At 37.7% G+C, this 13,854-nt stretch carries 12 protein-coding genes; 9 read left to right on the forward strand and 3 right to left on the reverse strand.

Annotation, left to right across the window (positions count from 1 at the left end):
- Positions 1-85 precede the first annotated feature (85 nt).
- The 3 genes from ACFX5U_RS01740 to ACFX5U_RS01750 all read left to right on the forward strand — a co-directional run bounded on the left by ACFX5U_RS01740 (position 86) and on the right by ACFX5U_RS01750 (position 4,239).
- Entirely contained in the window at positions 86-1,861 is a 1,776-nt protein-coding gene (locus ACFX5U_RS01740; protein ID WP_400262339.1) for an aminopeptidase P family protein, read from the forward strand.
- A 133-nt stretch (positions 1,862-1,994) separates the two neighbouring features.
- The gene (locus ACFX5U_RS01745; protein ID WP_400262340.1) at positions 1,995-3,287 is read left to right on the forward strand and encodes a beta-N-acetylhexosaminidase; all 1,293 of its coding nucleotides are present in this window, start codon (positions 1,995-1,997) and stop codon (positions 3,285-3,287) included.
- A complete protein-coding gene (locus tag ACFX5U_RS01750) occupies positions 3,274-4,239 on the forward strand; it encodes a family 20 glycosylhydrolase (RefSeq protein ID WP_400262341.1) in 966 nt (321 codons plus the stop codon). Before ACFX5U_RS01745 ends, ACFX5U_RS01750 begins: the two co-directional genes overlap by 14 nt.
- A 66-nt stretch (positions 4,240-4,305) precedes the next feature.
- Here the strand turns inward: ACFX5U_RS01750 and ACFX5U_RS01755 are convergent, their stop codons facing one another.
- The 3 genes from ACFX5U_RS01755 to ACFX5U_RS01765 form a co-directional block, all read right to left on the reverse strand.
- A complete protein-coding gene (locus ACFX5U_RS01755; RefSeq protein ID WP_280570908.1) occupies positions 4,306-4,761 on the reverse strand; it encodes a response regulator in 456 nt (151 codons plus the stop codon).
- Positions 4,762-6,636 (reverse strand): PAS domain S-box protein, encoded by a 1,875-nt coding sequence (locus tag ACFX5U_RS01760; protein ID WP_400262342.1) that lies wholly within the window; start codon positions 6,634-6,636, stop codon positions 4,762-4,764.
- Between the two features lie 142 nt (positions 6,637-6,778).
- Complete coding sequence (locus tag ACFX5U_RS01765) at positions 6,779-8,566, reverse strand: alpha-L-fucosidase (RefSeq protein ID WP_400262343.1); 1,788 nt, start codon at positions 8,564-8,566, stop codon at positions 6,779-6,781.
- A 224-nt stretch (positions 8,567-8,790) separates the two neighbouring features.
- On the opposite strand from ACFX5U_RS01765, the gene ACFX5U_RS01770 reads away from it, so the two are divergent.
- The 6 genes from ACFX5U_RS01770 to ACFX5U_RS01795 all read left to right on the forward strand — a co-directional run bounded on the left by ACFX5U_RS01770 (position 8,791) and on the right by ACFX5U_RS01795 (position 13,786).
- Positions 8,791-10,500, forward strand: coding sequence for a hypothetical protein (locus ACFX5U_RS01770; protein ID WP_400262344.1), 1,710 nt, complete (start codon positions 8,791-8,793; stop codon positions 10,498-10,500).
- 52 nt (positions 10,501-10,552) lie between these two features.
- Positions 10,553-11,218, forward strand: a complete 666-nt coding sequence (locus ACFX5U_RS01775; RefSeq protein WP_400262345.1) for a hypothetical protein — start codon at positions 10,553-10,555, stop codon at positions 11,216-11,218.
- 16 nt (positions 11,219-11,234) lie between these two features.
- Positions 11,235-11,888 carry a hypothetical protein gene (locus tag ACFX5U_RS01780; RefSeq protein WP_400262346.1) on the forward strand — a complete coding sequence of 218 codons (654 nt, stop codon included), beginning with the start codon at positions 11,235-11,237 and terminating at the stop codon, positions 11,886-11,888.
- A 31-nt stretch (positions 11,889-11,919) separates the two neighbouring features.
- A complete protein-coding gene (locus tag ACFX5U_RS01785; protein ID WP_038695771.1) occupies positions 11,920-12,663 on the forward strand; it encodes a hypothetical protein in 744 nt (247 codons plus the stop codon).
- Between the two features lie 2 nt (positions 12,664-12,665).
- Positions 12,666-13,037, forward strand: a complete 372-nt coding sequence (locus ACFX5U_RS01790) for a hypothetical protein (protein ID WP_038695773.1) — start codon at positions 12,666-12,668, stop codon at positions 13,035-13,037.
- A 254-nt stretch (positions 13,038-13,291) separates the two neighbouring features.
- Entirely contained in the window at positions 13,292-13,786 is a 495-nt protein-coding gene (locus ACFX5U_RS01795) for a hypothetical protein (protein WP_400262347.1), read from the forward strand.
- Positions 13,787-13,854 lie beyond the last annotated feature (68 nt).

Below are 13,854 nucleotides of genomic sequence, written 5' to 3' on the forward strand. Positions count from 1 at the left end.
TTTAATATGAAAGTCAAAAGTTAGCATTTATACCCTACTTACTTCTTGAAATTTTCCTAACTTGCATGATAAAATTAGAGAAACAATGACGCATTCAGAAAAATTAGCGGCAATAAGAAGTTTGATGAAAGACCAAGGTGTCGATGGTTATATTATCCCTTCTTCTGATCCACATATAAGTGAATATTTACCAGAACGTTATAAATGTATCGCATGGACCTCCGGCTTTACAGGTTCGGCAGGTACGTTGGTCATTACACAAGACTTTGCAGGTTTATGGACCGATACACGCTATTTTGTTCAAGCAAATGAACAATTGGCAGGAAGCGGATTTGAATTGGTAAAATTAAAAATACAAGGTAATGCGGAATATGCAGATTGGTTGGGAGAGCATCTACCTCAAGGAGCAAAGGTTGCATTTGATGGTAATCTAGCATCTTTGTTAGTCGCGCAATCTGTTCAACAAATTTTGAATCCACTTGATATCGTTGTTGATGGACATGTGGACCTGTTAACCACCTTATGGGAAGGCAGACCTTCATTACCTTTAGAAAAAGCATATTTATTAGCAGACAGTACAACGGGTCAGTCGACCGCATCCAAATTAGCGGCGGTTCGTGCCGTTCTTGCTAAAAATAGAGCTCAAGCGCATCTCGTTTCTTCACTTGATGATTTAGCTTGGTTATTGAATATTCGTGGTCGCGATGTTCCATGTAATCCGGTAGTTCTTGGTTTTGTTTATATTACTGCAGATGAAGCTATTTTATATATCGAACCAAGTAAGCTAGAAGCAGCTACCGTAGCAAGCCTAAAAACTTCAGGTGTGGAGGTGAAACCTTATGCGGAAGTATATGCACAAGTGAGCAAGCTCGCAGTATCATCCATTTTGATTGATCCGAAGCGCACTTGCTTTGCTATTTATGACTCCATCCCATCGGAAGTAAACATTATAGAGAAGATCAATCCATCGACTTCATTGAAAGCGATTAAAAATGAAGTTGAGATTGGCCATACACGCGAAACCATGATCAATGATGGGATAGCGATGACAAAATTCTTTAAATGGTTGGAAGCGGCAGTACCTCAGGGTAATCAATCTGAAGTTTCGATTGCAGCAAGATTGCAAGAATTTAGAGAGGAACAACCCGGTTTTAACGATATCAGTTTCAATACCATTGCAGGGTATTTAGATCATGGTGCATTGCCCCATTATTCGGCTACTGAAAAAAGCAATTACGAATTGAAATCAAAAGGTCTTTTACTTGTAGATTCTGGCGGTCAATACCAGACCGGTACGACGGACATTACGCGTGTGGTTTCACTAGGAGCGATTACGCAGGAAGAGAAAGAAGATTATACGATCGTATTGAAAGGTACGATTGAAGGTAGCCAAGCGATTTATCCACAAGGATCAAAAGGATATCAGATTGATGCAATCACAAGACGTTCGATTTGGGCTACTTTACGTAACTACGGGCATGGAACAGGACATGGTGTCGGTTTCTTCTTGAACGTACATGAAGGGCCGCAGACATTTAACTCCGCTAATATTGATGTTGCTATTGAGGCTGGAATGATCAGTTCGATCGAGCCGGGATTATACCGCGAAGGAAAACATGGTATCCGTATCGAAAATTTGGTCTTATCTAGAAACGCAGCATCTTCTATATTTGGTGATTTCATGGATTTTGAGACCTTGACCATTTGCTATATTGCTACGGATCTTGTTGACAAAACATTATTGGACCAACAGCATATCGATTGGTTGAACCAGTACAACCAATGGGTATTCGAGAAACTCGAAGGCCGTTTAAATGAAGAGGAAAAAGCTTGGTTGAAAAATAAGACTAAAGCGATCTAAATACGTTATAAACCCTATAAAAAGAGGCAGGAGGTCATAAGATTTCCTGCCTCTTTTTATAGGGTTGGTTTGCTGTCACGTTTTAAATTAATTAAAATTAATACTATTTTTGTTGAAAGACCAAATGATAATCATGCGTAAAATCTTACTATTAAGTTTTATTTTTTTGTATTCTTTTGTGGCATTAGCACAGAAGAACTTAATTCCGATGCCTCAGCATTTGGAGTTATTACCACAGGGTGCATTTCCATTGAAAGGAAATCTATCCCTAGCATCAAATACATTTGAGCCACAAGCGAAATATCTGGCCAATGAATTAGAAAGTCTGTTAAAGGTTAACGTTAACTTAAAGAAATCCGGAGCGATTCGATTTCAAAAAATATCCCATACGGTTGCCGAGCAACATGATTATTACGAGTTGAAAATCGATGCTAAGGGCATCATCATTTCAGCAACCAGCGAGAGTGCGGCATTCTATGCTGTCCAAACGTTGTTACAACTTGCCGAAGAAAACCAAATCACAGGAAGTATTCCTGCTTTAGAAATAAAGGATTATGCAAAATTTACCTATAGAGGAGCGCACCTGGATGTCTGTAGGCACTTTTTTACTGTAGATGAGGTTAAGTTGTTTTTGGATTACCTGTCGCGTTACAAATTGAATAAATTCCATTGGCATTTGACGGATGATCAAGGCTGGAGAATAGAAATAAAAAGTCATCCGAAGTTAACTTCTATTGGAGGGTATCGTGCGGTAACGGAAGATGTGAAACATTCTAAATTGACTAAAGACGGTCGTTATGGTGGTTTTTACACACAAGAACAAATCAAGGATGTTGTTGCCTATGCCAAGAAGCTACAAATTGAGGTCATTCCTGAAATAGAGATGCCGGGTCATGCTCAAGCGGCATTGGCTGCATATCCAGAGCTTTCTTGTACTGGTGGACCATTTCAAGTGGGGACGTCCTGGGGCGTTATGGATGATATCTATTGTCCAAAAGAAGAGACTTTTGCTTTACTAGAAGATGTCATCGATGAGGTGATCACGTTATTCCCAAGTCACTATATCCATATTGGTGGCGATGAAGCACCAAAGACACGTTGGAAAACTTGTGCGCATTGCCAGGAATTGATCAAAAAAGAAGGCTTAAAAGATGAGTTCGAATTGCAGTCCTACTTCATCAAACGTATGGAGAAATATATCAATGGCAAAGGCAAAAGCATCATTGGTTGGGATGAAATCCTTGAAGGAGGATTAGCCCCTAATGCAACGGTTATGAGTTGGACGGGTATAGCAGGTGCTATCCATGCTGCAAAGGAAGGACACGATGCGATCATGACTCCAGTGAGCCATATGTATTTGGATTATTATCAGGGAAATCCACAATCAGAAACCTTTAGCATTCAATGCCGAATTGCGTCTGGATAAAGTCTATAGCTTCAATCCGATTCCAAAGGAATTGAATGCAACGGAAGCAAAACATATTTTAGGACCACAAGCGAATATGTGGACGGAATATATCACGGATTTCAAACATGTAGAGTACATGTTGTTTCCACGTTTGTTGGCTTTGTCTGAGGTGGCATGGGGAACTTCAGACCCTGCGGCATATAAGTCATTTGAGCAAAGAGTGATTCATGAGTTTGCTTATCTCGATAAAATGAATATCAATTATAGTAAAGCTATTTTTGAACTGAATGGTCATATCGTATCCAAAGAAGGGAAAATGTACTATGAACTATCCACCATCAAACAAGATGGGACGATCCGATACACCAATGATGGTTCAGCACCTAATGCGCAGAGCCCTGTTTATCAAGGACCCATTTTGGTCGATAAAACGATGACCATCCTTGCTGCAAGCTTTGCGAATGATCGTATGATTGGATCTGTTTTAAAGCAAGACTTTGTCATTAGCCAATCTACGGGTAAAGCTATTCAATTGCAGCATGAGCCTAACGAGGCATACCTAGCAAATGGTGCAGCGACTTTAGTTGATGGTGTATATGGGAATAAGCAATATTTTAAGAAAAATTGGTTAGGTTTCAATGGAGAGGATTTGGTCGCGACAATCGATATGGGGTCTGCGGCATCCTATTCAAATGTGGAGTTGAATGTAGTGGACCAAAATGCAAGCTGGATTTTTTATCCACAGGCAGTGAAAGTATATGTATCTAACGATAACCAAAACTTCAGCCTGATTAAGGAGGTTGGAAAAGAAGCAATAGCTGCATCAAAAGGAACGATTAAATTGACTTTTGAGAAACAGAAGGCACCGTTTATCAAGGTTGAAGTGCAACATCTGAATCAGATACCTGTAGGACATGCAGGTGCCGGTCTCCCTGCTTGGTTATTTGTGGATGAGTTGACGGTTTACTAACCCACTATTGCTATTAGGAGATACCATAATGCCTTTCTATTGTACGCAATGGAAAGGCATTATTTTTTATAAGAAATTGCTATTGTCGCTTGCGCAGGGGGGGCAATTCAGCTGTCGAATGATATCGTAAAGATCGGACTTCATGATAGGCTTTGGTAGATAACCGTTGATGAATGGATATTGCAGGATCAATTCTTGGTCAGTCTTGCTCGTAGATGAGCTCAGGATATAGATATCCATTTGATTTAAAAAATCTACAGGATACATTTCGAACCTATCCATCATTTCCCATCCCGTCATGAAAGGCATATTGATATCAACAAATAAAAGATCCGTAAAGGACAATCCCGTTTTCCTTTTATTTTCAAAGTAGTCCAATGCATCCAATGCATTTTCAAATAAGTTAACCGTAATAGGAAAGTCGGGAAAGTTTTTGATCATATTACTGAAGATAACACGTAAAATAGCATTATCATCTACAAGTGTTACTGTTCTATTTCCGGTGTTTTCAGACGTATGCATTTATTTGTTTTCTAAAAATTTCACTAAAAATGTAGAGCCTTTATGAAGAGCACTTTCGATATCGATTTTACCACCCAAAGCCTCCACCTGATAGCGAGTCATAAATAAGCCGATGCCTTTACTGTCAAAACCGCGATGAAATACTTTTCTAAACATAAAAATTTGTGATTTAAATTTAGGTAAATCTATACCTATTCCATTATCTTGAATACTTAAAATGGTCGAATTATCTTCCATGTACGTTTTTAAATGGATAACGGGACTTACCTCTGGATCGGTATAATTTAATGCGTTACTCAGCAGATTATTGAAGATGTTTTCCAAATAAATTTTCGGATAAATGATATTTTCAACCTGAAAGTCTGTTGTGATAATTGATTTTTTTTGTTGTATGTCTTCCGAAAATTGATGCGATACTGTTTCGAAGATAGTTTGAAAATGACAATTATCGTGTGCAATGGTTTGATTGTCAATGCGTAGCTCTAGTATGTCAGACAGTTCTTGAAGCGTGTCTGTTAAATTATTGTTGCTGCTTTCAATTAGCGTTAAGTATTCATGCTTTACTTCAGTACTGCTTTCTTTTTTCAATTCTTCGATAAGCATATGGATATTACTAACAGGTCCTCTTAAGTGATGGGCAACAATCTGATTGAACTCTTCCAGTTGCCTTACTTTTGTTTCCAGATTTACCTTGACAAATTCCAGTTCTTGTTTTTGGCTTTCTAGGATATCCATGTTTTTTTTAGCAACCGATATATCTTGCAGTTGAACAATAAAAAAGGAAACCTCATTATCTTGATTCTGTACAGCAGAGATGGTGACGGAGCACCAAAAGTAATGACCTAATTTGTGGCGATATCTTTTTTCTAATGTAAAGCTATCCATTTCACCTGTGACTAATCTTTGGCGTTGATGATAGTCATTTTCTAAATCATCGGGATGTGTGAGATCTAAAAAATTAAGTTCAGATAGCTCTTCTTGCGAATACCCTAAAATTTTACTTAGGTTTTTATTTGATTCAATGCAATAGCCCTGTAAGCTGGTCAAGGACATTCCTAAACCAGAAAATTGGAAAGCTTGATCGAATTTATGCACATTGAATCTGATTTTTTCTAAAGATGCCACATGCTTTGAAATATCGGAGATGACCAAGATGACGCGATCCGTGGTTAAGTGAATGGGCTTTACTTTGAGCCTATACCATTTACCCTTATGAGACTCAAATGGGGATGGAAATTGCAGTTTGTATACCTTATCTCGATCTATAGCCTTACGGATAAGAGCAAGCGTGGTCGCTACTAATGGTCCTGAAAAGAGGTCGCCTAAATTTTTCCCGAGAAAATATTCAGGTTTGTAGAACAATAGATCCGGTGTGTTGGTCCAGTAATTTGTGAAAATACCTTCGTGGGTTACTTCAAATACCAAATCATCCAGAGAGGCAATCAAAAGCTGTAATTGCTCCTTCTTTTCAAATAGCTCCTTGTTTTGGTTGACGAGCTTAGAAACATCATGAAATGCGAGTAATACATAGGTCTGTGATTTGTCTTTCTGGATTCTTGAGCTGAAGGATAACCACCTTAAGGTGTTGTCCTCCAGTTTAATACCATAGGTCATATCAAAGTGGTCTGTATCCGTTGCTAGGGTCTGATGAAATGAAAGTTCATCAAAAGAAAGCGGGTGCAGGTTTTCCATGTCATAGAAGCATATGCATTCCTGAATTTTCCTGTTTTCTACATGGTCAATTGCTAATAACAATTTCGCTTGCTCATTTAAGGATTTAAAATAGCCTTCTGCATCGAGCACAATAAGTCCTTCTAAACTAAATGTTTGATCTAGGGGAAATTTAGTGCTCCTTGCGTTATTGTCAATTTCCATGCTCGAGTCGGGTTAAATAACCTGAATTATTATGCTTTTACTTTGATATCATTTAAGACAAATGTGCAAATTTTGTTTAACTTAATAATTAAAAATGAACGTTATTGTTTACCAACTCGCGCATACGATAGGAAAGTCATCTTTATTTCAGTTTCTCTGTCCATATACTATTCAGCCAAAGTTGTTGGCTCCCACTGGTATGGAATGTTATTTTTTGACGGCCAGGTTTTTCAATTTTAAATGTACCGATCCGAGTGTTGACAAATTCTTCTGTATAGTTGTTTTCGTTCGGCTCTACCACCATCATTCCATTTGGTGTTAATTTTCCACTGAGGGTTTCGGTGTTTGTGCGAATCGTGATGCTGATATCCTCTTTATTTGGATTATGCGCAGACACATCGACTTTATATGTTCCTGCTGCAGGGAATTCTACTTCCCACTCGATATCTTCACCTGTAGACAGTATATGCCTCGGGTTTTTACCATTATAGCGAACAACTTTTAATTGATCATTATGGATTGCATTGGTACTATTTAACGCGAATCCTCCAAAAGTAGATTCGGCAACCATCTGCTGATCGAGTTGTAGTTCTTGGTCGAAAGTCAGCACAACTGTAGATACAAATTTATCACTTTGTTTTGTTGGAAGGTGAACATGTAAGATACCGCCTATTTGTTCAAATTTTAAATTTGCGTTATTGCTGTCATTTTGAATGGCGATCTGTTTCGGTTTTGTCTTAATTCCTGAAATGCGAAGTACGCGATCTAATGGCCAATTGAATACTTGTGCAAAAACTTGGGTCTGTTTACCTGATGTTTTTGTGGTCAAAGATCCCCAATCATGTTGATTGGCACGTAAGGCCAATCCTGTAGCACCATAGATTCCTTCACCATGCTCGTTTAACCAATTTCCAATATCTTCAAGTCTAGAAACACTTTCGTAAGGAACAGTACCGTCGGCACGTGGTCCTATATTGAGGGTGAAACCACCATTTAAGCTTACATTTGATATTAAGGAGTTGAAGATTTGACTCGTCGATTTCCATTCATTTTCCTGCCCATTATATCCCCATGAATGGGCAATAGTACCTGGAGTTTCCCAAGGATGATCGATATAGGAAGTACCAAACTGATTGTCGCCAAAAGTTTCAAAATCTACATTTTGTTTATCAGTAGGAAGACCCAATCTCGAATTGATTAAACAATTGGGTTGTAGGGTATGGATAAGTTGAGCCACTTGTTCCAACTGTTCTTTTTTAATAATTGATTTTTGGTAAGGTATCCACATGTCGAACCACATCAGCGCGATATCTCCATAATTGGTCAAAAGTTCCCTTAATTGGGGGATGACTTTTTCTTGCCAATATTGATTGTATTGCGCATCGCTGACATGGCCTGCCAGTTCTTGATTATGGTCCCAACCGTATGTATGCTCCCAATCGATCCAATGTGAATAGTAGAAGCCAAGTTTCATATCATGCTTTTTACAGGCTTCAGCCAGTTCTTTAATGATATCACGATTGTTCCCACTTAGCTTGCTGAGGCTATAGTTACCTATTTTGGTATCCCAAATAGCTACACCATCGTGGTGCTTAGTCGTCATGATAATATATTTCATTCCAGCTTTTTTGGCAAGCAAGACCCATTCTTCAGGGTTGATCTGATCCCAAACAAACCGTTGTGCAAGTTCTCCGTATTCCTCTTTAGATACGCGGTTACGGTAGCGAAGCCATTCCGCGTAATTGTTCATATAGCGTAGCTTTTCACCTTTCCATAGTCCTTCTGCTCCACTGTACAGTCCCCAGTGGATAAACATGCCAAAGCGATCGTGGCTGAACCATTTGGTTTTAGGATTTTCTTGTGCGAAAGTTGTAGAAGTAAAGCTTAATAATAAACAAAAACTGAATAGGATTCTTTTCAAATGTATCATAAAGGTCATGGAAATTTAGATTAACTAAGATAGTGAAAATATTTTATGGATGGTCAAACGGGTATTTCTTGGTGCGAAGATGTGCCCTAGCAATTTTAGAATCTGTTTTTATTGTATTTCTGCTCAATTGTATAGAAAATTTAAACTTTTATTTGATAATATTAAAAAATACTATACTTTTGTATAGTAAATCAATACATATTATTTATTATAAATCTCTAATTATGCAACTTAACACCCAATTATTGGTCGATCGATTGGTTCAGCGGATTGATTTAGATCGTATTTTTTTGTTTAATTTTCTCAATGATAGCGTCGAAAGTCCACATCTATTGTTGGTCGTGAATCCTGTAAAAGGTATCTCTGTTCAAAGTATTGAACCTATTATTCGCCTTTGTATGGCCGATATGCCCGATATTCCATTCCATGTGATATGGACAGGGGAGTGGAGCAATCAGTTGAAAAAGGGAAGTCTTTATTATACGTACGCGTCTCTGCCTGCGCACCTGCTTTATCAGGCAGACAGCAAAAAGATCCCCATTTTAGAGGGTAAGCTAGTGGTCAGTTTAATGGAAATGTCTCATGTGGACTATGCTAAAGGCAAAAATTTAGCAGATGAATTCATGTTCGCCTGTTACAATTTTCAATCTAAAACGGATTATTTTCAAGCAACTGCCATGTTGCATCAGTTTATTGTGTTGCGGTTAAAAGGGTTTCAAACCATGGCGGGTGTAACGATTGGTAAAGCGCAAAATCTGGAGCATATTCTCAAACTGATGCGTGGCACTTTACCGGGACTTTTTAAGATTTTTACTTATGATACGCATAGTACGCCTTTGCTGCGGTTATTGGATACTTGTCATGTTTATTCAAAGAAAAAAGATCGTCTCGATATTTTAGAAGAAGAATTTGAGTTTTTATTGGCGCATTGTCAGGCATTTGGTCAGGCTTTGGATAGTATGGTTGATTTTATATGGAATGGCGTAGCTGTATATCTTAAAGAGAGAAGTGATCATGCTGCTACTGTACCGGTAGCTAAAGAATCTGCTGTTGTCATGGTTAAAAAAGCTCAGTCGATTGTTGCTGGACCTATCATCATGGAAAATTTCTCCAGTTTTCCTTGGCCTCAAAAGTATAAGGATGATGCGAATGCACTGATAGATAAAATTTATACAAGTTATCATCCGGAGCAGATTTTATTGGTCAATTATCAAACCGTAGGATTTTCAAAAGGTAATCCTTTTCATGATAAAGTTGATGTTGGGGCGAATGACATCAAAATGGAGCTTTATTTGGTTGTTTTAACAAAGAAAAGCTTACCCTTTTCATTTCGACGAAGGCATTTAGGGGATGTGGGCGCTTCATTAGTCTTTCTAGATCTTCCCTATGTGGAGAAGCATCTGGCAATGGGAAGCCGGTTTGTGAATATCGTATGGGAAAAATCTTACGTTTTGCGGCAAAAGTCTACTTTCAACTCGCAGCTGGTACCTGGAGAAGTAGACTGGAGCCGTAAACTGGAGAAGATAAAAGTGATAGCAGACAATGCGATTGCTGTCATGCGAAACCTCTTAATGACGATGACAGATGCTCCATTATTGATGACTGACACGGCTTTGCTATTACTGCGCGAGTTGCATCATATCGGTATTCATACTTACCTCCGTTGTGCTGTTGGTTTTATCCCTAAAAATATGGATTTGCAAGAACTTATGGATTGGTCTGCCATTGCTACTTGTGAAGTATTGGATGGTGTTTTAGGGGGTAATGAGCTCGATAAGTTGATTTTTTCGATTATTCTAAAACCAAACGATATCTGGTGGAAAAGTTTGGCGATGGATATGGATGAAAAACATGAAGCGGTTGTCATTACACAAGGCCGCGCTGTTGTTGAATTGTATGAGCGCTTGTTTAAAGGGGTAGTTTCACTCTATTGAACAACGTGTTGCTGCTCATGAGGGGAACGTTAAATAACTATAAACTTAAATTATGAAAACAGCTCATATTATTAAAAGCTCCTATTCAGGAATGATGTATTCACGTGATTTTCAATTATGGTACACGTATTTAAGTCGTAGGCTTAATCAAGGTTGGAGTCCGCAAGACCTGTCATTTTTACTGGGTAAACCGGATCATTTCTATATGGATTTTGAGAAAATGTTTCAGGTTTCTAAATTTTTATCTGCCGAGTCTCTGCTATTAGATCGCGTATATTTCAGTTCGGAGGTCGTGCCAATGGCCTTTCATCTTGAACCGCATGAGGTTTCAACTGAACGTATCGTTCGTGTCAAAATAGAGGAAGATGATGTTAAGTGGAACTATACAATTGAAATTCCTTGGCGATTTGAGCTAGGGAAAAAGTGTTCTGCGGCACCTTTATTATATATGGAGGAATGGAAAGCTGAGAAGGACTTGCAATTGGAGTCGGATGCGATGATACATGTTCGGGCTAAATTGGATTTTTTATTGGACAAGAAAATTCTTGAAAGAGGAAAATCATCTTGGGAACTGTTTCAGGAAGTTTGTACGACAGGATTATCGCAATTGACAATTTATCCTAGGCATTTGAAAAACTGTTTGTATACCATGATCCAGCAGGGGAGGGTAGTGGTGCGCAATGTGGAGAATCGTTATTGTTTTAGTTCCATAGTATAAATATAGGTGATTTGTTATGATAGAATTATATGAGAATGCGAGGGAAAAATATCGTTTCCAGACAACTATGCGGTATGCAAGTTCAATCTATTTTCTGCTATTGAATCGAATAAGTTACGAATATAGTCCTGAAGAGCTTTCGTTTTTGTTAGGGCAGGAAGATGACTTTGTGTGGCAATTAGAACGACTTAAGATAGCTATGGGGAATCTCGAATTGATGATTCATCTAAATTGGGTATTTGAAGGGAGGAATCTTTGTTTTGAATCTTATGATGATGAAATAGCATATGATTTCGAACTCGATATCTGGATGGAGGATGGGGTGAGATACTACCAAATGGATTATTTTATTAATTCCGTTGAAAGCATGTCTTTTTTCAGATTAATGGAAAATATCAACATAAAAAGCATCAAGCAGGCAGAAGAATCAAGTGCATTGAAACGGGGTATATGCCGAACGTTTTTTGAGTTTTTATTGCCTACAGACTTTTTTAAAAAACCTAAGTCAGCTAGAGAAGTTAAGTTTCAACTTGATAATCATTCGGATATTAAAATCCCCGTTATTCATCTTAAAGAAGAGTTGGATTTGCTATGGGGCAGAAAGGGCGCTGCTCCTCTAAAAAGAAGTAAGGCCAAGAGCTTTGGTTATCGGTATAGCCTACACAAATAAAAAGATGTTAAAATTTTTAAACTAAATATTTATGGAAAATAAGCAGCCCGAAGCTATTGTAGTACCAAAAAGTTTTAGACTTGCCTGTCAGCTTTTTGGTATTGCAGTACCTGATTTTTTACAATTATATGTAAATCATTTTTCCTACATGGATCAGTATTTTCATGACAACTCCGTTTATGATTTGGTGACTAAATCTTTCGACTATGTGCTTCCTGAAAAGGATGACTTGAATGTTGAACTGAATGAAATGGACCGTGCTCGAGGGGCGAAACTTGTGCAGCAGCAAATTAAGCTCTCCATAAACAGGAACTATAGTTATGGACAAAGAAGAAATAAAGGGAAGTTGTTGACTAATCAACTCTTTGACCTTTGTTCAAAAGGCTGTGAATTGAAGAATGTGATTTACCTCGATGAAGAAACCAAGATAAGCTTAAACAAGGATTTGTTGTTAATGTCTCTTCTTACGGGTTTTTCGGTACCACAGTTTCTGAATAGCATCATGCAATGTTTAACCCTCCCTGACTATCTTGCTAGAATGCATTTGGATAAAGGTATATACAACCCTGTTGTAGCAGTATATATTAGGGTATTTGACGGTTTTGGTAATATCTGTGATAAGGAATATCAAGAATCTAAAGCATGCCGTGAGCTGATTATGGAAATTCAAGAGTTAAATAAACGTTACTTCTTTTGTCAAGATGTGGAGCAAAGAATCTCGTTTTATCAGGAATGGTTAGATAACTATTTAGAGAATAAAATTTCAATTTATTAGATATGAATAATTTAAAGGACATTAAGCTCACAAATGAGTTTAAGCAGTTTTGTGACATTTTTAATTTTACACCTGAAAAGGTGATTCAGGATTTTGTTGATAAAGTGGATATTGCACAGTACATGTGCTTTCCAATGGATCCTGATCGATGGGCAAATCTGTTCATGATGGAGTATTTGATTAAATACACGGAATCTGAAAATGCATTGAAAGGTTACCTTCAATTTGGTGAAAAATGGGTTGAGATTATGAGATCTGGCGATAAAAATGCTGTCGAAAAGACTAAAAAATTATTGGAGAACTGGCATAAGGCTGTGTTGGAAGAGCGTATCAATAAGATTATGAACGCCGACGAAGGTAAATTAGAAGAATAGTAGCATTCTATTGGTGGCTTGTTGTAAGTATGGACTATACAAGTTTCTGATGATAGTCGTGGAGATGCTTATCTAAAAGAAATTTATGAATATTTGCGTCGCGTGATTGAAGCAGCTCAATTAATTTATAGTTGGAATATGGAAAAATGGCCACGTTTGTTTGCAACCTAACATGCAGAACATCTTTTAATAAGTGATTTCGTTGTCACATTTTATTGAGATTTAACGTTATCATATGACTAACAATATAGATTATGATTAAAAAGTATTTTTGCGGTGTCGCGATCTTGGCTCTCTTCAGCAATTGCAGTGAAGATAGTGGTACACCAATTTTAGAAATCCCAAAAGATGTTCAAAAGCAATTAGGAGCTTATGTCTGGTATCATATTACCGCTGATATAAAAGATGAAAATGAGTTTGCTAACTACAAATTGCTTGACTGTGAAATGGACAATAGTTACCACTTTCTGTTTCAAGAAAATTTAAATCAGTTGAATTTTGACCCAGGAACTAAGGTTTGTAAGGCTAATACGGGGCGCTTTGAACAGATCGTTTTTAAGAAGAAAAATAGTTCCAATTTTACTTTTAATAAAGAAAGGGGTACGATTAAGTTTGAGGATCAAGATCAATACTCTTCTTACTTGGCGGTGGTTAATGGCGATAAATTGGTGCTGGCCAGTCAAAATAATAACCCTGCGGCCAATGTAGTACCAGTGAAGTATTATTTTAAAGGTGTGAAAGCGCAATAATTTGAGTTTTTTGATAAAGAAATTATCAAGATTCGGTAGGAATAGGATCATGCGTTTTAAATTACAAA

This window comes from Sphingobacterium sp. SG20118 (genome assembly GCF_044740685.1).
GTDB lineage: Bacteria > Bacteroidota > Bacteroidia > Sphingobacteriales > Sphingobacteriaceae > Sphingobacterium.

What these genes read in the sequence shown, in the direction of transcription:
- ACFX5U_RS01740 (WP_400262339.1), top strand. Translation starts at nt 86, where the DNA reads ATGACGCATTCAGAAAAATTAGCGGCAATAAGAAGTTTGATGAAAGAC.
- ACFX5U_RS01745 (WP_400262340.1), top strand. Translation starts at nt 1,995, where the DNA reads ATGCGTAAAATCTTACTATTAAGTTTTATTTTTTTGTATTCTTTTGTG.
- ACFX5U_RS01755 (WP_280570908.1), bottom strand. Translation starts at nt 4,761, where the DNA reads ATGCATACGTCTGAAAACACCGGAAATAGAACAGTAACACTTGTAGAT.
- ACFX5U_RS01760 (WP_400262342.1), bottom strand. Translation starts at nt 6,636, where the DNA reads ATGGAAATTGACAATAACGCAAGGAGCACTAAATTTCCCCTAGATCAA.
- ACFX5U_RS01765 (WP_400262343.1), bottom strand. Translation starts at nt 8,566, where the DNA reads ATGATACATTTGAAAAGAATCCTATTCAGTTTTTGTTTATTATTAAGC.
- ACFX5U_RS01770 (WP_400262344.1), top strand. Translation starts at nt 8,791, where the DNA reads ATGCAACTTAACACCCAATTATTGGTCGATCGATTGGTTCAGCGGATT.
- ACFX5U_RS01775 (WP_400262345.1), top strand. Translation starts at nt 10,553, where the DNA reads ATGAAAACAGCTCATATTATTAAAAGCTCCTATTCAGGAATGATGTAT.
- ACFX5U_RS01780 (WP_400262346.1), top strand. Translation starts at nt 11,235, where the DNA reads ATGATAGAATTATATGAGAATGCGAGGGAAAAATATCGTTTCCAGACA.
- ACFX5U_RS01785 (WP_038695771.1), top strand. Translation starts at nt 11,920, where the DNA reads ATGGAAAATAAGCAGCCCGAAGCTATTGTAGTACCAAAAAGTTTTAGA.
- ACFX5U_RS01790 (WP_038695773.1), top strand. Translation starts at nt 12,666, where the DNA reads ATGAATAATTTAAAGGACATTAAGCTCACAAATGAGTTTAAGCAGTTT.
- ACFX5U_RS01795 (WP_400262347.1), top strand. Translation starts at nt 13,292, where the DNA reads ATGATTAAAAAGTATTTTTGCGGTGTCGCGATCTTGGCTCTCTTCAGC.